The 24199-nt window shown below is 67.7% G+C and carries 19 protein-coding genes; 12 read left to right on the plus strand and 7 right to left on the minus strand.

Translation table 11 applies throughout. From position 1 onward, the window contains the following. Nucleotides 1-56: 56 nt before the first annotated feature. Both J2X58_RS04425 and tviB read right to left on the minus strand, forming a co-directional pair. Nucleotides 57-1067 carry an NAD-dependent epimerase gene (locus J2X58_RS04425; RefSeq protein ID WP_310046615.1) on the minus strand — a complete coding sequence of 337 codons (1011 nt, stop codon included), beginning with the start codon at nt 1065-1067 and terminating at the stop codon, nt 57-59. 15 nt (nt 1068-1082) lie between these two features. Further along, the gene (gene tviB, locus J2X58_RS04430) at nt 1083-2399 is read right to left on the minus strand and encodes a Vi polysaccharide biosynthesis UDP-N-acetylglucosamine C-6 dehydrogenase TviB (RefSeq protein WP_310046617.1); all 1317 of its coding nucleotides are present in this window, start codon (nt 2397-2399) and stop codon (nt 1083-1085) included. A 164-nt stretch (nt 2400-2563) separates the two neighbouring features. Between tviB and J2X58_RS04435 the strand changes: the two genes are divergently transcribed. From J2X58_RS04435 to J2X58_RS04445, 3 genes are read left to right on the plus strand one after another with little or no spacing between them, the layout of a single operon-like run. After that, complete coding sequence (locus tag J2X58_RS04435) at nt 2564-3358, plus strand: response regulator transcription factor (protein ID WP_310046619.1); 795 nt, start codon at nt 2564-2566, stop codon at nt 3356-3358. Then, nucleotides 3355-5508, plus strand: a complete 2154-nt coding sequence (locus J2X58_RS04440) for an ATP-binding protein (RefSeq protein ID WP_310046620.1) — start codon at nt 3355-3357, stop codon at nt 5506-5508. The genes J2X58_RS04435 and J2X58_RS04440 overlap by 4 nt, the downstream gene beginning before the upstream one ends. Beyond that, nucleotides 5448-5642, plus strand: coding sequence for an Hpt domain-containing protein (locus J2X58_RS04445; RefSeq protein ID WP_310046622.1), 195 nt, complete (start codon nt 5448-5450; stop codon nt 5640-5642). Before J2X58_RS04440 ends, J2X58_RS04445 begins: the two co-directional genes overlap by 61 nt. Nucleotides 5643-5822: 180 nt before the next feature. Here the strand turns inward: J2X58_RS04445 and J2X58_RS04450 are convergent, their stop codons facing one another. Continuing rightward, nucleotides 5823-7130, minus strand: coding sequence for an NAD(P)/FAD-dependent oxidoreductase (locus J2X58_RS04450; RefSeq protein WP_310046623.1), 1308 nt, complete (start codon nt 7128-7130; stop codon nt 5823-5825). 213 nt (nt 7131-7343) lie between these two features. Between J2X58_RS04450 and argS the strand changes: the two genes are divergently transcribed. Next, a complete protein-coding gene (argS, locus tag J2X58_RS04455; protein ID WP_310046624.1) occupies nt 7344-9101 on the plus strand; it encodes an arginine--tRNA ligase in 1758 nt (585 codons plus the stop codon). 44 nt (nt 9102-9145) lie between these two features. Here the strand turns inward: argS and J2X58_RS04460 are convergent, their stop codons facing one another. Beyond that, nucleotides 9146-9487 carry a carboxymuconolactone decarboxylase family protein gene (locus J2X58_RS04460; RefSeq protein ID WP_090053624.1) on the minus strand — a complete coding sequence of 114 codons (342 nt, stop codon included), beginning with the start codon at nt 9485-9487 and terminating at the stop codon, nt 9146-9148. A gap of 205 nt (nt 9488-9692) precedes the next feature. On the opposite strand from J2X58_RS04460, the gene tehA reads away from it, so the two are divergent. Together tehA and J2X58_RS04470 are read left to right on the plus strand one after the other, a co-directional pair. Next, nucleotides 9693-10667 (plus strand): dicarboxylate transporter/tellurite-resistance protein TehA, encoded by a 975-nt coding sequence (gene tehA / locus J2X58_RS04465; protein WP_310046625.1) that lies wholly within the window; start codon nt 9693-9695, stop codon nt 10665-10667. 135 nt (nt 10668-10802) lie between these two features. After that, nucleotides 10803-11414 carry an OmpW family outer membrane protein gene (locus J2X58_RS04470; protein ID WP_310046626.1) on the plus strand — a complete coding sequence of 204 codons (612 nt, stop codon included), beginning with the start codon at nt 10803-10805 and terminating at the stop codon, nt 11412-11414. Here the strand turns inward: J2X58_RS04470 and rclC are convergent. Continuing rightward, nucleotides 11402-11980: a reactive chlorine resistance membrane protein RclC gene (rclC, locus tag J2X58_RS04475; protein ID WP_310046627.1), complete on the minus strand. Its 579-nt coding sequence runs from the start codon at nt 11978-11980 to the stop codon at nt 11402-11404. The genes J2X58_RS04470 and rclC overlap by 13 nt on opposite strands. 115 nt (nt 11981-12095) lie before the next feature. Here rclC and J2X58_RS04480 point away from each other — a divergent pair, with 115 nt between their 5' ends. Continuing rightward, on the plus strand, nt 12096-13034 hold the full coding sequence (locus J2X58_RS04480; RefSeq protein ID WP_310046629.1) for an AraC family transcriptional regulator: 939 nt from the start codon (nt 12096-12098) through the stop codon (nt 13032-13034). A gap of 171 nt (nt 13035-13205) precedes the next feature. Here the strand turns inward: J2X58_RS04480 and J2X58_RS04485 are convergent, their stop codons facing one another. Further along, nucleotides 13206-16109: a TonB-dependent receptor gene (locus tag J2X58_RS04485; protein WP_310046630.1), complete on the minus strand. Its 2904-nt coding sequence runs from the start codon at nt 16107-16109 to the stop codon at nt 13206-13208. A gap of 61 nt (nt 16110-16170) precedes the next feature. Between J2X58_RS04485 and J2X58_RS04490 the strand changes: the two genes are divergently transcribed. From J2X58_RS04490 to J2X58_RS04510, 5 genes are all read left to right on the plus strand, one after another. Further along, nucleotides 16171-16554, plus strand: coding sequence for a hypothetical protein (locus J2X58_RS04490; RefSeq protein WP_139206045.1), 384 nt, complete (start codon nt 16171-16173; stop codon nt 16552-16554). Nucleotides 16555-16744: 190 nt separating this feature from the next. After that, on the plus strand, nt 16745-19546 hold the full coding sequence (locus J2X58_RS04495) for a TonB-dependent receptor (protein WP_310046631.1): 2802 nt from the start codon (nt 16745-16747) through the stop codon (nt 19544-19546). Beyond that, nucleotides 19546-20913: an amino acid permease gene (locus J2X58_RS04500; protein WP_310046632.1), complete on the plus strand. Its 1368-nt coding sequence runs from the start codon at nt 19546-19548 to the stop codon at nt 20911-20913. Before J2X58_RS04495 ends, J2X58_RS04500 begins: the two co-directional genes overlap by 1 nt. After that, nucleotides 20892-21839, plus strand: coding sequence for a sugar kinase (locus J2X58_RS04505; protein ID WP_310046634.1), 948 nt, complete (start codon nt 20892-20894; stop codon nt 21837-21839). Before J2X58_RS04500 ends, J2X58_RS04505 begins: the two co-directional genes overlap by 22 nt. After that, complete coding sequence (locus J2X58_RS04510; RefSeq protein ID WP_310046635.1) at nt 21817-23223, plus strand: 6-phospho-beta-glucosidase; 1407 nt, start codon at nt 21817-21819, stop codon at nt 23221-23223. The genes J2X58_RS04505 and J2X58_RS04510 overlap by 23 nt, the downstream gene beginning before the upstream one ends. 48 nt (nt 23224-23271) lie before the next feature. On the opposite strand, the gene J2X58_RS04515 is transcribed toward J2X58_RS04510, so the two are convergent. Continuing rightward, on the minus strand, nt 23272-24087 hold the full coding sequence (locus J2X58_RS04515) for an alpha/beta hydrolase (RefSeq protein ID WP_254779244.1): 816 nt from the start codon (nt 24085-24087) through the stop codon (nt 23272-23274). Between the last annotated feature and the right edge of the window lie 112 nt (nt 24088-24199).

Raw genomic sequence — 24199 nt, forward strand, 5'->3', positions numbered from 1 at the left:
CCGGGCAAGCTGCGGCGGCGAAGTTCATGGGCATCGTTCTTTTCTTGTTCTTGGCGTCAGGCGCCGTAATACCCGCGATACCAGTCGACGAACCGGCCCACGCCCTCGTCCACATCCACTTTCGGCGCGTAGCCGGTGGCCTGGACGAGGGCGGAGACGTTCGCCTCGGTGTCGGGTACGTCCCCGGGCTGCAGTGGCAACATGTCCAGTCGTGCGCTGCGGCCGAGCCGTTTTTCGAGGACTTCGATGTAATGCAGCAACGGGACCGGCGTCTCGTTGCCGATGTTGAAGATCCGGTAGGGGGCGACGCCGCTGCTGCCCGGATCGGGCCGGGTGCCGGACCAGTGATCGTTGGCGCGCGGCAGGCCGTCGAGCGTGCGGACGACGCCTTCGACGATGTCGTCGACGTAGGTGAAGCTGCGCCTGTGCCGGCCGTGGTTGAACACGGGAATCGGCTCGTCGGCGAGGATCGCGCGCGTGAACAGGAACAGCGCCATGTCGGGACGGCCCCATGGCCCGTACACCGTGAAGAACCGAAGGCCGGTGCAGGGGAGGCCGTACAGGTGCGCGTACGAATGCGCCATCTGCTCGTTCGCCTTCTTCGTGGCGGCGTACAGCGTCAGCGGATGCTCGGTTGGCTGGTGTTCGGAGAAGGGCAGGTGGGTGTTGGCGCCGTAGACCGAGCTGGTGGAGGCGAATACGAGATGCTCGACGCCGTGGCGGCGGCAGCCCTCGAGCACGTGCAGGAAACCGGTGACATTGCTCGATACGTAGACGTGCGGGTTCTTCGCCGCGTAACGCACGCCCGCCTGCGCGGCGAGATGCACCACGCGCTCAGGGCGGTGCGTGGCGAAGAGGGCGTCCATCGCCTCGCGATCCGCGAGATCGGCGTGCACGTGCGTGTAATTGGGATGGCCGTCGAAGTGCGCGAGCCGGGCCTTCTTCAGCGCGACGTCGTAGTAGTCGGAAAGGTTGTCGAGCCCGATCACGGTGTCGCCGCGCTCCAGCAGCCGCGTCGCGACGTGGAACCCGATGAAGCCGGCGGTACCCGTGACCAGGATCTTCATGGGGAGGCCATGGCGTCAGAGGCGACCGTCCACCGCGTCGCGCGGCAGCACGTACTTGACGTCGTAGACCACGGAGAGCGGCTTGCCGAAGGCACGGATGCCGTCGGCGCCGAGCGCCACGAATTCGCGGTGGCCCACGGCGACCACCACCGCGTCGTAGGTGCCGTGCGCCGGTTCGGCGACCGGATCGATGTCGTACTCGTGCCGCGCCTCGGCGCGACGGACCCATGGGTCGTGGACATCCACCGCCACGCCATAGCCGCCCAGCGCGCCGACGATGTCGACGACGCGGGTGTTGCGCAGGTCGGGGCAGTTTTCCTTGAACGCGAGGCCCAGCACGAGCACGCGCGCGCCGACCGGGTTGATGCCCTTGCGGACCATCAGCCTGACCAGTTCGCTGGCGATGTACGGCCCCATGCCGTCGTTGGTGCGGCGTCCGGCGAGGATCACGTCCGGATGGTGGCCGACCTGCTGGGCCTTGTGGGTCAGGTAATACGGATCGACGCTGATGCAGTGACCGCCGACCAGACCCGGGCGGAACGGCAGGAAATTCCACTTCGTGCCGGCCGCCTCGAGGACCTCGAGGGTGTCGATGCCGAGCTTGTTGAAGAGGATCGCGAGATCGTTGACGAGCGCGATGTTGAGGTCGCGCTGCGTGTTCTCGATGACCTTGGCGGCCTCGGCCACCTTCAGCGAGCTCGCACGATGCGTGCCGGCGGTGATCACCGAGCGGTAGAGCGCGTCGACGAAGTTCGCGACCTCCGGCGTGGAGCCCGAGGTCACCTTGAGGATGCCCGTGACGCGATGCGTCTTGTCGCCGGGATTGATGCGTTCGGGGCTGTAGCCGGCGAAGAAGTCGCGGTTGAAGACGAGGCCCGATTCGCGCTCGAGGATCGGCACGCAGACCTCTTCGGTGCAGCCCGGGTAGACGGTCGATTCGTAGATGACGACGTTGCCCGGTTTGAGAATCTTACCCAGGGTTTCGCTCGCCCGGACCAGCGGTGTGAGATCGGGGCGGCGCGCGTCGTCGATGGGAGTGGGCACGGTGACGATGTAGACGTCGCAGGCCGCCAGATCGTCGAGAATGGAGGAAAACCTCAAACGACCGGCCGCGGCGAGCTCGCCGGCGTCGACCTCGAGCGTGGCGTCCACTCCGTCGTTCAGTTCCGCGACGCGTTCGTTGCGGATGTCGAAGCCGACCGTCGCGTAGCGCTTGCCGAACTCGACGGCCAGGGGCAGCCCGACGTAACCCAGGCCGACGACGCCGATGCGCACCGTGTCGAGGGCCGGTGCGACGAAGCCGCCGGGTGCGGTCCAGGAGCGGGCGTTCACAACGGGCTCCGCCACGCCGGCCTGGCCGGTGGCTGCCCTGCGGCTTTCAGTGTCCATCCCCCGTCCTACCCCTTGGGTGCGTGGCGAAAACCCCTGTGGAGGGGGCCGAAGAAAGCGTAGCAACGCGCCCGGGCCTTGCCTGTATGGCTTACGGAGGTGGACGAATGGCCGATATCGGGCATGCGCGAGAGCATGAACGGCGCATCATGAGAACGTTTACAAGGGGTCCGCGCCGATATATGTTTCATCCCGCACCGGCCGGAGGCCGGGCTTTCGACTACATACAATGGTTCTATGGTCCACTCATGTCCGCGCGATCCTACATAGGCTCGGTGCGCGTGGCCTTGCTGGACGACCACGCGCTCGTCCTGAAGGGGCTGATCGCACACCTTGAGAAAACGCCCTCGATCGTGATCGTCGGCAGCCATACGAGCAGCCGGCCTTTTCGCGCCATGCTGGCCGCGATGCCGGTGGATGTCGCGCTGATCGATTATTCGCTCGCCATGGACGACATCGATGGGATCGCCCTCATCAACCTGCTCCGTGCGTCCTACCCGAGGATGAAGATCCTCGTCGTGTCCGCCCATGCCCAGGAACTGGTGGTGCACAACATGCGCCTTGCCGGGGCGGACGGATTCGTGGCCAAGAGCCAGGATCCCGACGACGTCATCCGCGCTATCGATGCCGTGATGACCGGGCGCGAGTTCGTGCCGGTGCGCGAAGCCGTGGACGGAACGCCGCCGAAGGACCTTGTACCGCTTTCCCCGCGCGAGCGGGACGTGATCCGCCAGTTGCTCGAGGGGCTCACCGTCGGGCAGATCGCGGCGCGGACGGGGCGCAGCCTGAAGACGATCAGCACGCAGAAGTCGTGCGCCTACCGAAAGCTGCGCATCACCTCGGACAACGAGCTGTTCCTGTTGCGCGACTACGTGCTCGCGCTGGATGCCGGATCGCCGTGAAACGCCTGTTCGTCGGGTTGCTGGCCTGGATGGCCTGCGTCGGCTGCGCCGTCGCCGCCGCGTCCGACGATGCCGCGCGCAAGGCGTGGCTCGCCGCCCATCCCGTCATGCGCATCGCCATCGACGCGCAGCAGGGTTCCGAAGTCAATCGCGGCGAATCCAATCCGCTCGTCAGCCAGTACCTCGAACTCGTGGCGAGGCACACGGGCCTGCGCATCGTGACGGTGCGGACGCGTTCATGGGAGGACTCGGTGCGCGCCTTCAGGGAGCGGCGGGTCGACCTGCTGCCGTCGTTGAACGATCGCCTCCTCATGGCGGATCTTGGCGACCAGGCGCTCCTGTCGGAACCGTTCTACCAGGGCCGCACGGTCATCATCGCGCGTACCGTCGGGCCCGCCACGCTCGACATGCGGGCCCTGGACGGGCGGACGGTGGCGTTCACCGGCGGCGGCGCCTACGAGTCGTGGCTGCGCCGTGAGCATCCCGCCGTCACGCGCCTCCCGCTGGCCGATCTTCACCAGGTGCTGGCCGCGGTGGAAAGCGGCATCGCCGACGCGGGCATCGGCGTCGACGTGGCCTATCTTCCGATCGTGCGTCGCGACTACGCGCTGAGCCTGCGCATCGCGGGCGACATTCCCCAGATGCCGGTGGCTGTCCGCGTCGCGGTACACAAGGATGCGCCCGAGTGGCTCGCGATCGTCGACGACAGCGTCCGGGGCATCAGCGCGGACGAGAATCGCGCCGTGATCGAGCGCTGGCTACAGGCCGCCTACCTGCGCGCGCCGACGCTCTCCCAGGTGCTGTCGGTGTATCGCGTGGAGTTCGGCCTGGGATTCGCGCTGATCGTGGCGATGGTGTTCGCGCTCTGGCAGCTGCGTCGCGCGCAGCTCGCGTCGCGTCGGGGCGAACGGCAGAAGACCATGCTGCTCGCCGTGATGAGCCACGAGGTGCGCAATGCCGTCAACGCGGTCACCTCGTCGATCGAGCTGCTCTCGCGCACGCCGATGGAGGGCCCGCAACGCGACCTCATGGCGATCGCCCAGTCCAGCAGCCGTAGCCTGCAGAACCTGCTCAAGAGCGCGCTGGACTACAGCCGCTCCGAGAACCAGGGGTTTACGCCGGACCTGACGGCATGCGACGCCGTCGGCGTCGCGCGCGACGTCATCGAAGGCCAGCGCACGGCGATCGAGCAGAAAGGCCTCGACGTGCGGCTCGACCTGCCCATGGGCCCGCTGCCGTGGCTGATGCTGGACGAAACGCGCCTGCGCCAGCTGCTGGAGAACCTGCTCTCGAACGCCGTGAAATTCACCGTGCGCGGCCACGTCGGCATCGCGTTGTGGCAAACGGCCGGGGAGGACGGTAACGAGGTCCGTCACCTCGTCGTCGAGGTGTTCGACACGGGTATCGGCGTGCCGGCGGACCGCCAGAGGGAGCTGTTCCAGCCGTTCTCCCAGGCGCACGGCGCGCACTCCGCACGGCTCGGCGGCGCGGGTCTGGGGCTGGGCATCTGCGCGGAGATCACCCGGCAGCTCGGCGGACGCCTCGAACTGAACAGCGATGTCGACGTCGGCACCGCGGTGCGCATCGAGCTGCCCACCAGTCGCGTGCCCGTCGCGCCGCCGGTGGAGGACGAAGCGGACGCGACGCCCGATGCGGCGGTAGCCGAGCGCGGCACCGTCCTGCTCGTCGAGGATCATCCCGCCAACCGGCAGATCATCGCCGCCCAGCTGAAGTTCCTCGGCTTCGACACCCACGCGGTCGATCACGGACAGGCCGCGATCGACGCGTTCGTGCCGGGCCGGTTCGCGGGGGTATTGCTCGACTGCGAGTTGCCCGACATGCAGGGCTACGACATCGCGGTCGAGCTGCGGGCCCATGAGGTCGCCGCGAACGGCCGTTCACGCATTTCATCGCGATCTCGGCGAACGACGGCGAGGTGCACCTGCGGCGCTGCGCCGAAAGCGGGATCGACACGGTGCTCGGCAAACCGTTGTCGCTGGCCGCGCTCAAGACCGCGCTCGCCTCCGCGCCGGGCATGTCGCCGGTCGAGCGCACGTTCCGCGAGGAAAGCGAGCACGATCTTGCCGCGATGCGCGACGCGCTCGCGAAGGCCGATCCGGAACGCGCCATCGCCCTCGCGCACCGCATGAAGGGCGCCGCGCTGGTGCTGGGGTCGACGACGGTCGTCGAAACACTCGGGCGGATCGAGGCGTTGCTGGTCGAACGACCGGTCGCCCGCCACGACATCGACCGGCTGCTCGACGATATCGCGCGGGAGCTATAGCCGGTCTGTAGGAGCGGACCTGGCCGCGACAGCGGGCGTGTGGGAGCGGACCTGGCCGCGACGCCGGCTTGTGGGAGCGGACCTGGCCGCGACGCCTTTGGGGCCGTGCGCTACAGGGCCTGCGGCTCTTGGCGAGAAGCTGTCGCGGCCAGGTCCGCTCCCACAAAAAAATCCGATGAATCAGTGCAGCTTCACCGGCGGTAGCGTCGTGTTGCGCAGCCAGTCGGCCAGCCATAGCGCGGTCGCGCGGGGCCAGCCGTGCAACGTCGCGCGGTGCATGTACTGGAGCGACACGTAGAGCATCTTGGCGATCCAGCCACGCATGGGGATCGGCGATTTGCCCTTGGGCACCGACGGCAGCTCCCCCGTCGCATGGTATTCACCGAGCGACACCAGCGTGCCTTTCGCGTGGTACACGAACGGCTCCACGGTCTCGCCGCGCAGCGCGCGCGGCAGGGCACGGGCGAGGTAGCTGGCCTGCTGGTGTGCCGCCTGCGCCGTCGGCGGCACGCTCGGTCCGCCCTGGGCCGCGGCGGCGAAGGCGCAGTCGCCGATGGCGTAGACATGGTCGACGCCGACTGCCGCCAGCTGGGGCGTGACGATGATGCGGCGGTCCTTCGACAGCGTGAAGGGCCCCAGCCCGGCGACCATGTCGTGGCCGACGACGCCGGCGGCCCAGACGCGGATGTCGCACGGCACGGTGCTGCCGTCCGAAAGGTGGAAGGCGCTGGCGGTGACCGCGTCCACGCCGACGCCCACGCGCACGTTCACGCCCATGCCGGCCAAGGCCCGGTGCGCGGATTCCGACGTTCGCGGATCGACGGCGGGCAGGATGCGTTTCGCCATGTCCATAAGCGTGATGTCCAGCTTCGACGCCGGATCGAGGCCGCCGTAGCGATGCATGTCGTTGAAGGCGTGGTGTAGTTCGGCGGCGAGCTCGACACCCGTGGCTCCCGCGCCGACGATGCCGATGCGGATGCGTCGCTCCGGGTCGCCGGCACTGCGTAGCGCGAGCGCCAGGATCTTGCGACGCAGGGCGATCGCCTGGGCCGGGCTGTCGAGCATGTCGCAGTACTGGAGCACCCCGGGCGTGCCGAAGTCGTTGACGCGGCTGCCGAAGGCGAGCACCAGCGTGTCGTAGCGCAGCGAGCGCGGCGGAAGGATCAGCTCGTCGGTCATCGGCAGCACGACCTGATCGAGGTCGATGCGCCGCTCGACGGTGTCGACGCGCTTCAGGGCGCCGGGCTCGTAGCGGTAGCCGTGCGCCTGGGCATGCGCCAGGTAGGGCACGGCTTCCTCGCCGTCGCCGAGCAGCCCCGCCGCGAGTTCGTGCAGTCGTGGTTTCCAGAAGTGGCTGGCGTCGCGATCGACGAGCACGACGTCGAGGTCGCGCCGCCGGCCCAGGCGGGTCGCCAGTTCGATGCCGGCCGCGCCGCCGCCGACGATGACGACGGCGTGCCTGCCGTGGGCGGATGGAGCGGTGTTCATGGGTGGATCTCCGGTAAGTCCCGCCGCACGAGGATAACGGTGGATTCGTGGCTGGCTTGCGAAGACCGCTTTCGTCATGTACACAACCGCCATGGCTTGCGTACCGATGCTCCGACGACGACGCTGATTCCGCGCTCACCGACTCCCGTACGACATGGGGGCGGTCGCGCGCGAAGGAAATCCGCCCGATCGTGATCCCTTCCGGAGCCATCCATGCACGTTTCCCTCGCGTCCCTGGTCGATACCAGGCTCGCCGCCGTGTTCGACGCCCTCGGTCTTCCCGTCCACCTTGCCCGGTCCCAGCCATCCGATCGCCCGGAGCTGGGCGATCTGCAATGCAACGGTGCGCTGGCGGCGGCGCGTGAGGCGCGTCGGCCACCGCGCGCCATCGCGGAGGACATCGCCGGCGCGTTGCGCGCCGACGACGTGTTCGCGGACGTCGCCGTCGCGGGACCGGGCTTCGTCAACCTGACACTGTCCCGTCGCTCGCTCGCCGGATGCGCCGCCGCCATGGTGGAAGACGACGCGCTGGGCGTGCCGGACGACGGCGCGGGGCGCCTCGTGGTGCTCGACTTCGGCGGCCCGAACGTCGCCAAACCGTTGCATGTCGGACACCTGCGCTCGCTCGTGCTGGGAGAAAGCCTGCGCCGCATGCATGCCGCCCTGGGCTGGCGCACGCACGGCGACGCGCACCTGGGCGACTGGGGGCTGCAGATGGGCATGCTCAGCGCCGCGATCCGGCGGCGGTCGCCGGAGCTGGCGTATTTCCGTAGCGATGCCGAGGCCTTTCCCGCGAACCCGCCGGTGACGCTGGCGGAACTGGAACGGCTCTATCCGGAAGCGGCCGCGGCGTGCCGGGCCGATCCCCAACGCATGGCCGAAGCGCGGGCCGACACGGCGGCGTTACAGGCGGGCGATCCCGGACTGCTCGCGTTGTGGCGCGCGTTGCGTGAGCTCAGCCTCGCGGCACAACTGCGCGACTTCGATCAACTGGGAGTCGTCTTCGATGCGCTCGACGGCGAGAGCGACGTGCGCGACGCGATCGCTCCGCTGATCGCCCGGCTCGAGGCCGAGGGTGTCGCACGGCGCAGCGAGGGCGCGCTCGTGGTCGATGTCGCCAGCCCGGACGACGGGGCGGACGTGCCTCCCTTGTTGCTGGCGAAGAGCGACGGCGCGGCGCTCTACGCGACGACCGATCTCGCGACGCTCGAAGCGCGCGCGGGCATGCCCGGACTCGCACGCGTCGTCTACGTGGTCGACCAGCGGCAGGCGTTGCATTTCACGCAGGTGTTCCGCGCGGCGGCGAAGGCCGGCATCGCGCCCGGCGTCGAGCTCGTGCACGCCGGTTTCGGCACCGTGAACGGCCCCGACGGCAAGGCGTACAGGACACGCGCCGGCGGCGTGGCACGGCTGACGGACCTGCTCGACGAGGCCGTGGCGCGGGCGGAAGACCGGATGAAGGAGGCGGGTCACGGTGCGGAACTCGACGCGGGTTCGCGCGCGGTGCTCGCGAGACGTGTGGGCATCGGGGCCGTGAAGTTCGCCGATCTCTCCGGCGACCGGCTTTCGGGCTACGTCTTCGACGTGGACCGGCTCGTCGCGTTCGAAGGGCGGACGGGTCCCTATCTGCAGTACGCCTGCGTGCGCCTGCGCTCGCTATCGATCAAGGCGGGCGATGCGCACATCGGACCGATCGATCCGGTGGCGCCCAGCGAACGCGCCGTCGTGCTGGCGTGCCTTGCCTTCGGCGACACGGTCGCCTCGGCGTGCCGGCAGTACCAGCCGGGCATCCTGGCCGATCATGCGTTCGACCTGGCACAGCGCTTCAGCCGGTTCTACGCGGAGTGCGCCGTGCTGTCCGAGCCGGATGCCGAGGTACGGGCATCGCGACTGGGGTTGTGCGTCCTGGTGAGGCGCGTGCTGGAAAAGTCGCTCTGGCTGCTCGGCATCGACGTGCCCGAGCGGATGTAGGAAGCATGTGGGAGCGGCCGGAGCCGCTCCCACAGCGAGGCACGTCAGGCTTTTTCGTAGGCCTCGGCGGCGTCCATGACGCGTGCCGAGTAGACCAGCGCCGCGCCGGCGTTGAGCGCCACGGCCACGCCGAGCGCTTCGGCGATCTCGTCCTTCGTGGCGCCGTGCTTCAGCGCTTCCGCCGTGTGGACGGTGATACAGCCGTCGCAACGGGTGGTGACCGAGACGGCCAGCGCGATCAGTTCGCGCGTCTTCGCGTCGAGGTGGTTGGTCTTGGCGCCGGCGTTGGAGAGCGCCTGGTAACCCTGGACGGTGCCGGGGCTCAGTTTGGCGATTTCGCCAATACGGCCCATGAGCTGGCTGCGATATTCGACCCAATCGAGCATGGTGTTTCTCCGGTCATGCGGCGGCACGGTATGCGTCGTCGACAGGGGAAATCATGAGCCGATCGGCGCACCTTGGGAACGCGCGCGCGGCGCAGGTTCTGGCGCGATCGTCTCGACCGCGATCGTGCGTCGTGCCGTGCCGCACGCCGCATTTCCAAGGGGCACGACACCACGACATCAACGACAGGACACGCAGGTACCGCCGATGGCCAATCCCGTTCGCACCATTCCCGCCGGCTTCTTCGGCATGATCCTCGGCCTCGTGGGGCTGGGCAGCAGCTGGCGCGTCGCCGCGCGCCTGTGGGGGCTTCCGCCCGAGATCGGCGAGGCGATCATGGCCGTCGCGTTCGTCGTCTGGCTCATCCTCACCGCGGCGTTCTGGTACAAATGGATCGCCCACCGCGACGCGGCGATCGAGGAGATCCATCACCCGATCAACTGCTGTTTCGTGGGGCTGGCGCCGTCCAGCACGGTGCTCATGGCGGTGGTGCTGGCGCCGCATTTCCACACGCTCGCGGTCGTCGCCCTGATCGGCGGCGCGATCGGCCAGGTGGCCTTCGGCGTCTGGCGCTTCGGCGGCATGCTCGAAGGTGACCGCGACGTCTCCACCACCACGCCGGTCATCTACCTGCCGTCCGTCGCGGGCAACTTCATCATCGCGATCGGTGCCGGCACGCTGGGCTTTGCATCGTGGGGCATCCTGTTCTTCGGCGTCGGCCTCTTCAGCTGGTTCGCGCTGGAATCGATCGTCGTGTTCCGCCTGCTCAACGTCGCTTCGCTACCGCCGCCGCTGCGGCCGACGATCGGCATCCAGCTCGCGCCGCCCGTCGTGGCCGTGGTCGCTTTCCTCGCTAACACGCAGGGCCATCCCGAGCTGCTGACGCAGGCCGCGTGGGGCTACGGGCTGATCCAGCTGCTGTTGCTGCTGCGGCTCTTCTTCTGGATCACGAAGCAGCCGTTCGCGCCGTCGTACTGGGCCTTCAGCTTCGGCATCACCGCGCTGTCGACCGGTGCCCTGGTCATGACCGAGCGTGGCGTCACCGGCGCGATCGCGCAGCTCGCGCCGATCGTGTTCGTCTTCACCAACCTCGTGATGGCGGTGCTCGTCGTGGGCACGCTGGTACGAACCGCGCAGGGCAAGCTGCTCCCGCCGCCGGTGGTCGTTCCGGCGTCCGCCTGAATGCGTCGTCTCGGTGGGATCGCGATGACGCGCTCCCACCGAGGCATGGGCACGACGTCGCAGCCCACCGACATTTCCCCTTCGATCGACGCGCGATCGCTACGGTGACGCCAACGTCATCGAAGGAGAATCATCGTGCGTCACCTCATGCTTCTGGCCGCGGGCATCGCCTGCGCGGCGGCACCGACCGCATTCGCTGCCGCGGTCGACTCGCCATGGATCGTTCACGTCGGCGCCCACGTCGTCGATCCCACCTCCCACACCGGCCGTCTCGCGGGCATCCATGCCAGCGTCGACAGCAGCACGCGGCCGACCTTCAGCATCGAGTACCGATGGAGCGACGCATGGAGCGTCGAAGCGCTGGCGGCGCTCCCGTTCCGCCACGACGTGAGCCTCGCCGGTTCGCGCGCGGTGCGCGTCAAACAGCTTCCGCCCGTGGTCGGCGTGAACTATCGGTTTCTGCCGCACGCCGCCGTCACGCCATTCGTGGGTGCCGGCGTCAACTACACGCATTTCTTCGACGCCAAGGGTCGGGGCCTACTGCAGGGAGCCGACGTGGATCTGGGGGACAGCTGGGGCCTCGCCTGGCATGCCGGTGTCGAGATCGTCCTCGCGCCGCGCTGGATCGCGACCGTCGACGTCCGCTACATCGATATCGACAGTCGCGTGAAAGTGGGCGGCGCCCGGGTCGGCACCGCCCACATCGACCCCTGGGTTTATGGAGCGAGCGTGGGTTACCGCTTCTGATTCTCCGCGAGGATCGCCTTGGCGGCATCGACGCCGATCACCCAGGAACCGGCCAGCATCATGGTGTCCTTGAGCACCAGTCGTCCGGCGCCGGAGAGGTACGGGAAGCCGTGCTGCGCGTCACCGAGCGCAGCCACCCACGCCTCCGGTGTCGTGACCAGGAACGAGAGCGTTACCAGCGTCGTGCCGAAGGAAAGGAAAGCGCCGAGCAGGCCGAGCTTCTTCGACAAGGGATAGGCGAGGACGAGCGCGGCGATGGTCAGTTCCACGATGCCCAGGCCGGTCGAGAAACCGTAGGTGTTGTTCGCCGTCTGCCATTCGCGTTGTTCCGGCACCAGCTGGCCCTCGTGGGTCAGGTGCGCCTTGTACTCGGTGGGGTGGTTGTAGAAGAACGACATCACCGGGCTGTTCGCCACGAACGGCGTGATGCTGTCCGCCTCGTAGGGGACGAACTTCAGCATGCCGATCCAGATGAAGACGATGGCGATGGCGAGGCGCATCAGGTTCGGGCCGACGCGTTCGGTGCGGGCGAAGAGGCCGAGGGCCTGGCGGAAACGAGTGTTCATGAGGAAAGCTCCAGAGCAAGGCGTCCGGGGGAAGGTGGACGCGACCCGCATAGTGTTGCTCTGGGGAATGAGAGGATGAATACTCGTATCTCTCAATGACTGGCGCGATCGTCTCATGGATGCCCTGACCCGACTTCTCGATCTGGCGAACGTGCAGGGGGTGCTGGACGTCCGCTGCTATCTCGCCGGCGGATTCAGTGTCGAACACGACATCGCGCTAGCGGGCGAGGCGCCGTTCCACCTCGTCCTCTCGGGCGAGGGCATCATGGAGCTACCGGGACGCGTCGTGGTGCCGATGTCCGCGGGCGACCTCATCGTGCTGCCGCGGGGCACGTCGCACCGCGTCCATGACGGTGGCCCGCGTTCGGCAGCGGTGCCGGTACACCTCGATCGGCAGGGCCCGCTCGACATCAAGCGCAACACGCTCGGTCCCGCGGACCTCGACCTGCTGTGCGGTCGCTTCACGTTCGCGCCGGATGCCGCGCGACTGGCGTTCGATGCGCTGCCGGACGTGCTTCACGTCAAGGTCTCCGAGCAGCATGGCGCCGCGGCGCTCGATGCGGTGGTCGCGATGTTCCGCAGCGAGGTGGAACGGATGGAGCCGGGTGCGCTCGCGGTGGTCACGTCGCTCAGCCGCACGTTGCTGGTATTCGCGCTGCGCGCGCAGCTGCGCGAAGGGCAGTTGCCCCCTTCGTTGCTGTCGCTGCTGGGCGACGCCCGTCTTGGCCGCGCGGTGCTCGCCATGCTGCGCGATCCCGCGCGCGAATGGACGGTCGAGACGCTGGCGCGCGAGGCGGCGATGTCGCGCGCGACCTTCGCACGTCACTTCGAGGCACGGGGACGCATCGCACCGCACGAGGTGCTGACGTTGCTGCGCATGCACCTGGCAGGCGATCTGCTACGCCGGGGCGACCTCACGGCCGGCGCGGTCGCCGATCGTGTCGGTTACCGTTCCGAATCGGCGTTCGGCAAGGCCTTCGTGCGCGTGATGGGCGTCACCCCCGCGCGCTATCGGCGCGATCACCTGCACCCACCGCCGGTCGAGGCGACCTGACGCTCCCCGTAGGAGCGGACGGCCGCGATGGGTACTCGCGGCAAGCTCCCAAACTATCGCGCTGTTGGAGCGGACCTGGCCGCGATGGGTGCTCGCGGCAAGCTTCCGATCGCGCCCAGGTGCGCTCCAACGAGCGCTGTTGGAGCGGACCTGGCCGCGATCACTGCGACGTCACAGTTTGTAGTTGATTCCGAAGAGCACCGTCCGTCCGTAGGTGTCGTATTTCAGCGGGCGCGCCACCTTGACGTCGTTCGGCAGCGCGGCGATCTGCTGCGTCTTCATCGGCGAGTTGGTCAGGTTGTTCACCTGCAGCAGGATCGACAGGCCGTTCCACGTGCCATGCTCGAACGCGTAGCCCAGCTGGAAGTCCGTCTGCTTGTCGGCCAGCACCTGCGTGTAGCCGAGCTGATCGAACAGCGCGACCGCCTCGCCGGTGAACGCCGAACGATAACGCTCGGCGATGCGCACCGACCAGCCATGCTTCTCGTAATACAGCGCGAGGTTCGCCACCTTGCGCGACAGACCGGGCAGGGTGGACGGGCTACCGGGAATGCTCGATACCGCGCTGACCGGCAGCGTGCTGTTGGTGAGCGAGAAGTTCGCCTGCGCGCCGAAACCGTCCAATACCGGCGTCACGAGGGCACCTTCCAGTGCGCCGGAGAGTTCGATGCCCTGCATCTTGCCGCCCGTGCCGTTCTCGGGGCGCGTGAACGAACCGATGGTGCTGGTGGGCGTCAGCGTGGGGTTGTCGTTGATGTAGCGGGAGAAGTCGTAATCGAGCGTCGTCTCGTTGTAGATGTAGTTCAGCAGGTTCTTGTTGAAGACGGCCACGGCCGCGTAGCTCGACGTGCCGAAGTACTTCTCCCACGACAGATCGGCACCGACGGCGATGTATGGCTTCAGCTTCGGATTGCCGCCGCTTCCGGACCACAGCACCTGGCCCGCCGCGGGTCCGTCGTTGACGAGTCCGACGCCCGCCGAGGTCGCGACCTTCTCGTCGTCGATGCGTCCGCGAGCCATGGTCTTGGCGAGCCCGAAGCGCAGGTACTGCTTGTCCGCGATCTCCGCCGCCAGGTTCAGGCTCGGCAGCACCTTCGTGTAACGCGTGCCGCCCGTGATCCTGCCAACCAGGGTATCGCCGTTGGTCTGCAGCGCCTCCGACGATTGATCCGTCCGTACCGCCTGCACGCCCACGTTACCGCGCAGGGGTATATCGCCCAGGTGCGTGTCGATGTTGAACTTCAGGTACGCGACCGGCACCTTCTCGCGCACCGTGTAGTTGCGGCTCCAGTCGGCCTGGCCGTTGCGCTGGGTGAGGTAGAACTGGCTGCGCAGCACGCGCAGGACATCGTAGTTGACGATGCCGGGAATGCCGCCGTAACTGAGATCGGTCGAACCGCTGAGCGCGGACGGATCGATGGGCGCGGCGAAACCGGGGTCGTAGTCGACGGCGGTCGATCCGTTGCCGTTGAGCCAGGCAAAGAACACGTCCGCCTCCTTCGTCTTGCGCCGGTCGGAATAGTTCACGCCCAGGGTCGCGTCGCTGAAGATCCAGCCCACGGGATGGGTGACCTCGAGCCGGAACGCCTTGATGGTGTCCTTCTGCCGGTCGAACTCCTCGCGTCCGTTGTAGCCGTAGTTGTTCGGGTCGGTGAAGAAGATGCGCGACGGGTCCGCGAAGTTCACGCCGGGGCGGAAGTCCGGAAAGCCCTCGTGCTCCGGCGTCGCGAAGTCGGTCGACGACGTCGCCTGGCCCGGCAGGCCGGCGAAGAGATAAGCGTCGTGCAGGCGCCGCTTCGCGCTCGAATACGAGGCGTCGGCCGTCACGAGCCAGCCGTTGCCGAAGTCGTACTGGTTGTTCCATCCCGCGGAGAAGAGCGTGTCGCGCTCCTTCGTATAGTCGTTCTGCAGCACCGACTTCAGCCCGTCGATGTGGCCGGTGGTCACGATGGGGTAGGGCAGCGCCGGTACGTAGCCCACGTTCGAATACGAGACGTTGTCGTAGGGGCTGCTCGACCACTGCGCACCGTTGAGGTACGACTTCTGGTCGAACGTCGAGTAATACAGGTCGAGCGTCGAGTGGTAGTGATCGTCGGGCGCCCATTCCAGCACCGTCATCAGGCCGTTGCGCACCTGGTGCTCGGACTTCGCGCGCAGCTGCATGCCCTCCTGCGAGAGCACGCCGTCGGGGAGGCCGGGGGTACGTGGGGCGCCCCAGCGTCCTTCGGCGCCGTCCGGGCCGTTGTTCAGGCTCCACCACCAGGCCTCGTACTGCTTCTCCTGCACGGGCGAGTCGAGCTGCGCGAAGCCGACGGCGAGACCGAGCGTGTGGTCGAAGAACTGGTCGATGTACGACGCGCTCGCCCGGTGGCCGGTGTCGCCGACCCCGCTGCCGTGGTTGAGGCTGCCGTTGGACGTGTTCTCGCCGCGCAGGTTCGCCGCGAACGCGCGTTTCGGCAGATCGAGCGGCTTGATCGTGTGCAGGTCGACGGTGCCCGACAGGCCCTGGCCGATGAGCGTGGCGTCGGGCGTCTTGTAGATCGCGGCGCCGCTGATGAGTTCCGACGGGTACTGGTCGAAGTCGACGCCGCGGTTCTCGCCGATGGTCGCCTGCTCGCGACCGTTGAGCGTGGTGCCGGCGAAGTCGGGCGAGAACCCGCGGATCGATATCTGGTTCGCGCGTCCGCCGACACGCTGCGTCGCGAGGCCCGATACGCGCGCGAGGCTTTCCGCGATGCTGCTGTCGGGCAGCTTGCCGATGTCTTCCGCCGAGATGGCCTCGATGATGTTGTCGGAGTTCTGCTTGGCCTTGATGGAATTCTGGATGCTGCCCTGGATGCCGGTGACGACGATCGCGTCGAGATTGCTGGCGGCATCGGGATCCACGCGTTTCTTCTCCTTCGAGGGAGCGGCCGGCGGTGCCGGAGTGGCATCTTCTTGCCGATTCTGTGCCTGTTGTTGCGCCACCGCGGAGGCGCTCGTGCCGAGCAGAAGGGCGAGGGCGCAGGCGCTGGCGAGCGCGCGCGGACGAGAAGCCAGCACGGCCGCGCCGTGCGTCGAGCGAAGACGAATCATCCGTTCATTCCCTGCGTTCGTAAGAGATCGCGACCCACCCCTGACGTCGCGGTGGCGGAGGATGGGTGAGCGGACCGCGCATGTCATCTGGCGACGCAGCATCGTGGCCACGCCGGGGCGCCCTCGCTGGCATGACGCGATGCAGCACCCGATGGCCTATGCAAATCTGGCCGTTGACGCATTTTTTACCGTGCGCTATACCTTCCTCCATCGCGCATGCATGGGGCATGCGCGAGCACGCGCAGCTCGCGAAGTGAATGACGGGACAGCCTCGATGCGTCGCCTCAATTCCAATCAAGCGAACTCCCGCTGCGTCCTCGCGGAACGCTCGTTTCCGCTTGTCCGGGCCGATGGCCAGCCGATCCTCGCTCGCGCGAAACTAAGCGCGCTGCGTTCGCGCGGCAAGTGCGTCGCCGGCTACTCGCCCCCGATCCTCGCGCACTGATCCAATCCGGCTGATCGGCACGTTCGACGCGTCCTGACGTCATGCCTTCGTGCGCCCGCATGCCTGCGCGCGCCGGGCATCGCGTGACCGTACGCGCACGCGAACCCGCTGGTCGCAGCCAGTGACGCGTCGCGTGGCGAGGGGCCGCGCGATCGGTTTCTCGTACGCTTTTTTTGGGGTGGGGTGCATCGTGCGTAACATTCATCGTCCGAACAGGAAATCGCTCGTGGTGGCGCTCTGCGCCGTTCTTGGTTCCGTCGCCCTGCCGGTCTGGGCGCAACAGGCGCAACCGGCAGCGTCGGGCACCGCGCAGGACAACGACAAGGGCGCGCCGGCTAAGCCGGAGAAAGCCGTGCAGATGAAGGCACTCAGCGTGGTGGCGAACCGCTACGACGCGACGAACATGCGCATGGATTCGGTCAACACCGTGGAGGTGCTCTCGGCCAGCGACCTGCAGCGCACCGCCGTGCACAACGTCGCGGAAGCGCTCGGTCTCATGTCCGGCGTCAACGTGACGACCACCGGCACGGGCTATTTCGGCGGTATCGACGGCGCGGCACGCGGCGAAGGCATGTTCGCGTCGGTGCGCGGTCTGCCGTCCGAGTACAACGTGAACCTGATCAACGGTTCGAACATCGCCCAGGGCATGCCGTACAGCCGCAGCGTGCAGCTGAGCCTGCTGCCGCCCTCGGGCCTGCAGACCATCGTGCTCAACAAGACCGCCATGGCCGACATGGACGGGGACGCGATCGGCGGCACGATCGACTTCCGTACGCCGAGCGCCTTCGACTTCAAGAAGGATTTCAGCGGTAGCGTCACGGCCAGCGGCCGCTCCGAGAGCCGCGCGCGCGATTACGGCGGCAGCGGGCTCGGTGGCGGCCTCGCCGGCGAGCTGCAGGGCAAGTTCGGCGCCGAGAAGCAGTTCGGCGTCTATGTCAGCGGCTATTACGACTACCGCAACATCACCAACAGCGAGATCGGCGCCGCCGAGAGCGCGTCGAACGACGGCTCCTGGGCCTTCCTGCACGCGACGGCGGAAGGCGACAACGCACCGGGATACGATCCGGCGCGCAACCTGACGAGCCTCGGCACGAACGTCGGCATCGCCGCCGGCTTCGAGCGCCGTTACGGCGGGAACATCTCGTTCGACTGGAACGTCGATCCCACGTTGAAGGCCTACGCGAAGATGACCTACGCGTATGCGCTCACCGAGCAGAACACGACGTACAACCAGCTGCTGCCGTCCGACGTGACCTACGTGCCGACCGCGACGCCGGGCGTTTACACGCCGAACATCGGCCGCATCGCGAACCGCTTCTGGTTCGAGACCAACCCCGAGCGGGCCGACCTGGCCACGTTCCAGTTCGGGGCCGACAAGACGGCCGGTGGCTGGACGATTTCTCCAAACGTGTTCTGGAGCTTCGGTCGCAACGACCGCCCCGAGCACGTCGAGATCGACGGTCGCGAGGACAAGTACTCGCAGGACAACTTCGCCTACGACCGCAGCTCGCTGCTTCGCTATGGCAGTAGCCACTTCCCGTATCCCGTGCTGACGCCGGGCCTGCTGAATTCCGTCAACAACGTCCAGGCGATGTGGGCCAACGATTACGGCGAGGTCACGCGCATCCGATCCGGCCAGAAGCGCGGTGGCGCGAAGCTGGACCTGCGCTACGACTTCGAGGACGGCCCCGTGTCGTCGGTGAAGTTCGGCGTGAAGTACAGCGACAGTTCGCGCAAGTTCACCAACCGCGACTGGTCCACGGGCGGCATCAACGATGGCGTGACCACGCTCGACGACCTCGGCATCTTCAAGGGCTACTACTCGTCGATCTTCCCGGACAAGTTCCACTGGCGGACGCCGGACGTGAGTCGCGCGGCGGTCGCGGCCCTGATCGACCAGCACGTGCTGCCTTCTGACCTGGATACCTGCGGATCGCTCGATTTCAACAACTACAACTGCGATACGATGCGGGGCACCGAGGCGGTCAGCGCGGCGTACGCCATGGCGACGATCAACGAAGGTCCCGTCGAGATCATCCCGGGCGTGCGCTTCGAGCACACGTCGATCCACAACACGTTCTGGACCACGCCCACGGACGACGCCGGCAACGAACTGCCCGGCTATTTCTCCAACAACCGGACGATCTACAACGAGCCCCTCGGCAGCCTGTTCATCAACTACCGGCCTAGCGGCAACGTGGTCTATCGCGCGTCGATCTACCAGAGCTATACCCGGCCGGCTTTCGTGCAGCTGGGCGGCGGATCGCAGATCAACACGTCGGACGGCGTGACGACCATCACGCGCGGCAACCCGAACCTGAGCCCGATCAAGTCCACCAACGTGGACCTCGCGGCGGAGTGGACGACGGAGCGGGGCGGCTACGTGTCGTTGTCCGGGTACTACAAGAAGCTTCGCGACTACATCTACGACAGCGGCGGCGGCCAGGCCAATCCGAACACCACGGGCGAAGGAACGATCCTGACGAAGACGCCGACCAACGGCGGTGACGGTAAGGTGTATGGCCTCGAGGCGACCTGGCGGCAGAAGTTCCAGGACCTGCCGGCACCGTTCGACGGCCTGGGTTTCAGCGTCAACGCGACGCGGCAGAACTCGAAGGTCGACCTCGGCCGCGAGGGCTTCGGCAACGAGCGCCTGCAGGCGGCGCCGCAGCGCATGGCGAACGCGGAGTTGTTCTACGAGAAGAACGGGTTCTCGCTCAACCTGAGTTACCACTACACCGGTTCCTACCTCTCCACGTACGACTTCCTCAACCAGAACGATCCGTGGGACGACCTGTGGATCCGGCCGATCCGCCGCGTGGACCTGCACGCGGGTTACCAGTTCACCAACGGTTTCCAGGTCGACCTGCAGGTCAGCAACCTGACGAAGCAGTACTCGTACTGGTCGCACATCGGCAAGAACAGCCTGGTCAATTCCGACATCGTCGATGCCGGCATGACCACGCTGGTCACCGTGAAGTACGCGTTCTGATGCGAGCGGCAGCGTCCGAAGGCACGGGGGCCCGCGAAGGGCTGCCGCCCCGCGCGATCGGCCTGTGGGGTGGGCTGTCGGCCAACGTGCTGAACATGATCGGCATCGGTCCGTTCGTCACCATTCCGCTCGCGCTCTCCGCGCTGGCGGGGCCAGGCGTGCTCCTCGGCTGGATCGCCGGCGCGCTGCTGTGCCTTTGCGACGGCCTGGTCTGGGCGGAACTCGGCTCCACCATTCCGGAATCCGGGGGACCGTACCACTACCTGCGCGAGGCGTACGGGAGGGAGGGCGCCGGGCGGCTGTTCGGCTTCCTCTACCTGTGGCAGACGCTGCTCACGGCCCCGCTGTCGATCGCATCGGCGGCCGTGGGCTTCGCGCAGTACGCGGGATTCCTCATGCCTTCCCTCGGCGACGCGGGAAGGGTGGTGATGGCCGCGGGGCTCTGCCTCTTCAACACCGCCGTGCTCTATCGCCGCATCGGTCACATCCAGAAGCTGTCCATGCTGGTGAGCGCGGTGGTCGTCGCCGCCTGCGCGTGGATCGTCGTCACCGGCATCGCCCATTTCGACATGGCGGTCGCACGACGCTTTCTCGACGCGCGGCCCGACGCGGGGCAGGGCTTCTGGCTGGGTCTGGGCGCGGTCGCGCTGATCGCCGTCTACGACTACGGCGGTTACAACAACGTCTGCATGCTCGGCGGCGAAGTCCGCAAGCCGAGACGGACGATCCCACGGGCGGTGCTGCTGTCGATTCCGCTCGTGGCGTTGCTCTACCTCGGACTCAACGTGAGCATCCTCGGCGTGTTGCCGTGGGAGCCGGCGGCGGGTTCGAAGGCCGTCGTCGCGGACTTCATGCAGGCGATCCACGGCCGGTCGGGCGGCATGCTGGCCGTCGCGCTCATCCTTCTCGCCAGCTGGGGCTCGGCGCTGGTGGTGCTGCTGGGCTACTCGCGCGTGCCGTTCGCCGCGGCGCGGGATGGCCAGTTCTTCCGGGTGTTTGGGAGCTTGCATCCGCGCGGTGGCTTCCCGACCGTATCGCTCGTGTTCGTCGGCATCACCTCGGCGCTCGCCTGTTTTCTCTCGCTGGAGCGGCTCATCGCGACGCTGATGGTCGTGCAGATCCTGTTCCAGTACATCGCCCAGTGTTTCGCGGTGGTCGCGCTGCGGCGTCGCCGCACCGCGCCGGAAGCCTTTCGCATGCCGCTGTACCCCTTGCCGATCGTGGTCAGCGTCGTCGGCTGGCTGTATCTGGTGGCGACGGCGGGATGGCCCTCGTTCGTCGTCGCGCTGCTCGCCGTGGTCGTCGGTACCCTCATCTTCCTCGTCCAGTCACGGAGGACCCGCACGTGGCCATTTCAGTCGACATGAAGCCCTGGGACGTCGCCGTCGTCGGGGAGATCTACGCGGACCACGTGTTCAGCGGTTTCCCCTCGTGGCCGAAGCCCGGCGAGGAGGCCTTCGCGGAACGCTACGTGCGCGAACTGGGCGGCGGCAGCGTGAACACGGCCTGCGGCCTGTCGCGTCTCGGTCGACGGGTGCGCCTCGTCGGCCTGATCGGCGACGCCGATTTCGACTGGTTCGAGGGACGTCTCGGCGAGTACGGCGTGCGCATGGGCGGCATCCGACTCGGGGCCGACGGAACGGGCACGACGTTCAGCGTCTCGATGCCCGACGACCGCTCCTTCTTCACCTATCACGGCGCGAATCGCGGCCTCGGCGAGCTGCTGGAGGTCCCCGCGGTGATCGCCGACCTCTGTGCCGCCCGGCACGTGCACTTCGCGATGCCACTGGCGCGCGAGCTCGCGGCCGCCATCCTCCCGCAGCTGCGGCATGCGGGTTGCACGACGTCGATCGACGTCGGCTTCAGCCCGGCATGGCTGCGCGACAGCGCCAACCACGCCACCTGCCGCGAGGTCGATTTCTTCCTGCCCAACGCGACGGAAGCCGCGCTCGTCGCCGGTGGCGATGGCGTGGACGCCTATGCCGCCTGGGCCCACGCCGTGGGCCTTCCCCGCGCGGTGCTCAAGCGCGGCGCGGACGGCGCATGGTGGGCCGACGGCGCCACGTCGCACGCCGTGCGCGCGCCGCGCGTCGACGCGGTCGACACCACGGGTGCCGGCGACGCGTTCAACGCGGGTCTGATCGACGCCTGGCTCGACGGCGAGCCCCCCGGCCGCTGCGTGCAGCAGGCCTGCGTCTGCGGCGCGCTGTGCACCACCGCGGCCGGCGCGCTGCAGGCTCTACCCCATCCCCCGCAATTGAGGACACTTCGTGACCGTACGTACGGATCGTAAGATCGCATTGGTAGGAGGCGGCGGCGTGCGCTCGCCGCTGGTGGTGTTCGGCGTGAACGACGCCGCGGAAGCGCTCGGTGCATCCGAGATGGTGCTTTACGACCCCGATCCCGCGCGACTGGCGATCATGGTGGATCTCGGCCGCGCCATCGTGTCGCGTTTCGGCGGCGGCCTACGCCTGCGTGGCGCCGCATCCCTCGAAGACTGCATCGAGGGCGCGGACTTCGTGCTCAACAGCATCCGCATCGGGGGCATCGCCGGGCGCGCCGCCGACGAACGCACGGCGATCGAACACGGTTACCCGGGGCAAGAAACCACCGGCCCGGCGGGTGTCGCCATGGCGCTGCGCACGGTGCCCGTCGCCATCGAGCAGGCGCGGCTCGTCGAGCGTCTCAGCCCGGAGGCCTGGCTCGTCAACTTCACCAACCCCGCGGGCCTGGTCACCCAGGCGGTGTCGGACCACAGCAAGGCGCGGATCGTCGGCATCTGCGACACGCCGACCGAGCTCTTCCACAACATCGCGCGCGCGCTCGGCGAGCCGGCGCACGAGGTGGAGTGCGACTACGTCGGACTCAACCACCTGGGGTGGGTGCGCGGCGTGCGCGTGCGCGGCGAAGACGTGTTCGACCGTCTGCTCGCCAGCGAGGAACGGCTGCGCCAGCTCTACCTCGCTCCCTTGTTCGACGTGGACATGATCCGCACGCTCCGGCTCATTCCCACCGAGTATCTGTTCTTCTATTACGAGCGCCGCCGCGCGCTGTTCAACCAGCGCAAGCAGGGGGGCAGCCGTGGCGCGGAGATCCAGCGCCTCAACGACGAGCTGCTCGCCACGTTGCGGTCGCGACTCGACGCCGGTGACGGCGACAGCGCCGTGGACGCGTACGCGGCATACCTCAACCAGCGCTCGGGGTCGTACATGAAGCTGGAGGCGGAGGGGGGATCGGCGTTCGACCAGGGCGTGAGCCTGCAGGGCGACCCGTTCCGGGTGGCGACCGGCTACCACCGCATCGCGATCGACGTGATGAGCGCGCTGACCGGCGCGAAGCCCGCACGCATCGTGGTCAACACCCGCAACGGCGGGGCGTTGCCGGATCTGCCGGACGACGACATCGTGGAGATCGCGTCGGACGTGTCGCGCGATGCGATCATGCCGCGCCCGATCGCGCCGCTGCCGGATGCGGTGAGCGGACTCGTGCGTTCGGTGAAGGCGTATGAGCGTGCTGCGATCGACTCGGTGCTCGATGGCGACCGGCTCGGTGCCCGTAAGGCGATGCTGATCCATCCGGCCATCGGGCAGTGGACCCCGAGCGGCGACCTTCTCGACGCGATGCTGGGTCATGTGAACGAGGACGGCGAGTGCCTGTGCTCGGGGCCGGTGGCGTAGCGCCCCGGCGAAACGGAAGCCGGGCGGCGAGGCCGCCCGGCTCCAGTCTTACTTCTTGATGAACGCGAGCAGGTCCTTGTTGAGCTCGTCCGCGTGCGTGGTCAGCATGCCGTGCGGGTAGCCGTCGTACAGCTTCAGCGTGCCGTTCTTCAGCAGCTTCACCGACTTCTCGGCGGCGTCCTTGTACGGGACGATCTGGTCGTCGGTGCCGTGCATGACGAGGGTCGGCACGGTGATCGCCTTGAGGTCCTCGGTGAAATCGGTTTCCGAGAACGCCTTGATGCAGTCGTAGTGGGCCTTGGCGCCACCGATCATGCCCTGGCGCCACCAGTTGTCCACGGTGCCTTCGATCGTCTTCACACCGGCGCGGTTGAAGTTGTAGAAGGGGATCGGCACTTCGCGGTAGAACTGCGCGCGGTTCTCGGCGAGCTGCTTGCGCAGGCCGTCGAACACCGAGATGTCGAGGCCTTCCGGATTCGCCGGGGTCTTGACCATGATGGGCGGCACGGCGCTGACCAGCACGGCCTTGGCGACGCGACCCTTGCCATGACGGGCGACATAACGCGCCACTTCGCCACCGCCGGTCGAATGGCCGATATGCACCGCGTCCTTCAGGCCGAGATGCGTGACCAGCTCGTCCACGTCGGACGCGTAGGTGTCCATCTCGTTACCGGTGGCCGTCTGCGTCGAACGGCCGTGGCCGCGACGGTCGTGGGCGATGACGCGGAAACCCTGCGACAGGAAGAACAGCATCTGCGCATCCCAGTCGTCCGCGCTGAGCGGCCAGCCGTGATGGAAGACGATGGGCTGACCGGTGCCCCAGTCCTTGTAGTACATCTGCGTCCCGTCTTTGAGCGTAAGCATCGAGCTTTCCTTCTTTTTCGAGGAGGTGGAGGAAGGTGCCGCTTCGGCCGGGGTGGCGGCCGCCATGGCGCCGGCGCCTACGAGAGTGGCGGTGGCGACGGCGCCCGCGCTC

The organism is Luteibacter sp. 3190 (genome assembly GCF_031456385.1).
Taxonomy (GTDB): domain Bacteria; phylum Pseudomonadota; class Gammaproteobacteria; order Xanthomonadales; family Rhodanobacteraceae; genus Luteibacter.

Coding starts and splice junctions, on each gene's coding strand:
- J2X58_RS04515 (WP_254779244.1), bottom strand. CDS start 24,087: ATGCTTACGCTCAAAGACGGGACGCAGATGTACTACAAGGACTGGGGC.
- tehA (WP_310046625.1), top strand. CDS start 9,693: ATGGCCAATCCCGTTCGCACCATTCCCGCCGGCTTCTTCGGCATGATC.
- J2X58_RS04480 (WP_310046629.1), top strand. CDS start 12,096: ATGGATGCCCTGACCCGACTTCTCGATCTGGCGAACGTGCAGGGGGTG.
- J2X58_RS04500 (WP_310046632.1), top strand. CDS start 19,546: ATGCGAGCGGCAGCGTCCGAAGGCACGGGGGCCCGCGAAGGGCTGCCG.
- J2X58_RS04435 (WP_310046619.1), top strand. CDS start 2,564: ATGGCCGATATCGGGCATGCGCGAGAGCATGAACGGCGCATCATGAGA.
- J2X58_RS04445 (WP_310046622.1), top strand. CDS start 5,448: ATGCGCGACGCGCTCGCGAAGGCCGATCCGGAACGCGCCATCGCCCTC.
- J2X58_RS04425 (WP_310046615.1), bottom strand. CDS start 1,067: ATGAAGATCCTGGTCACGGGTACCGCCGGCTTCATCGGGTTCCACGTC.
- rclC (WP_310046627.1), bottom strand. CDS start 11,980: ATGAACACTCGTTTCCGCCAGGCCCTCGGCCTCTTCGCCCGCACCGAA.
- J2X58_RS04485 (WP_310046630.1), bottom strand. CDS start 16,109: ATGATTCGTCTTCGCTCGACGCACGGCGCGGCCGTGCTGGCTTCTCGT.
- J2X58_RS04460 (WP_090053624.1), bottom strand. CDS start 9,487: ATGCTCGATTGGGTCGAATATCGCAGCCAGCTCATGGGCCGTATTGGC.
- argS (WP_310046624.1), top strand. CDS start 7,344: ATGCACGTTTCCCTCGCGTCCCTGGTCGATACCAGGCTCGCCGCCGTG.
- J2X58_RS04450 (WP_310046623.1), bottom strand. CDS start 7,130: ATGAACACCGCTCCATCCGCCCACGGCAGGCACGCCGTCGTCATCGTC.
- J2X58_RS04490 (WP_139206045.1), top strand. CDS start 16,171: ATGGGTGAGCGGACCGCGCATGTCATCTGGCGACGCAGCATCGTGGCC.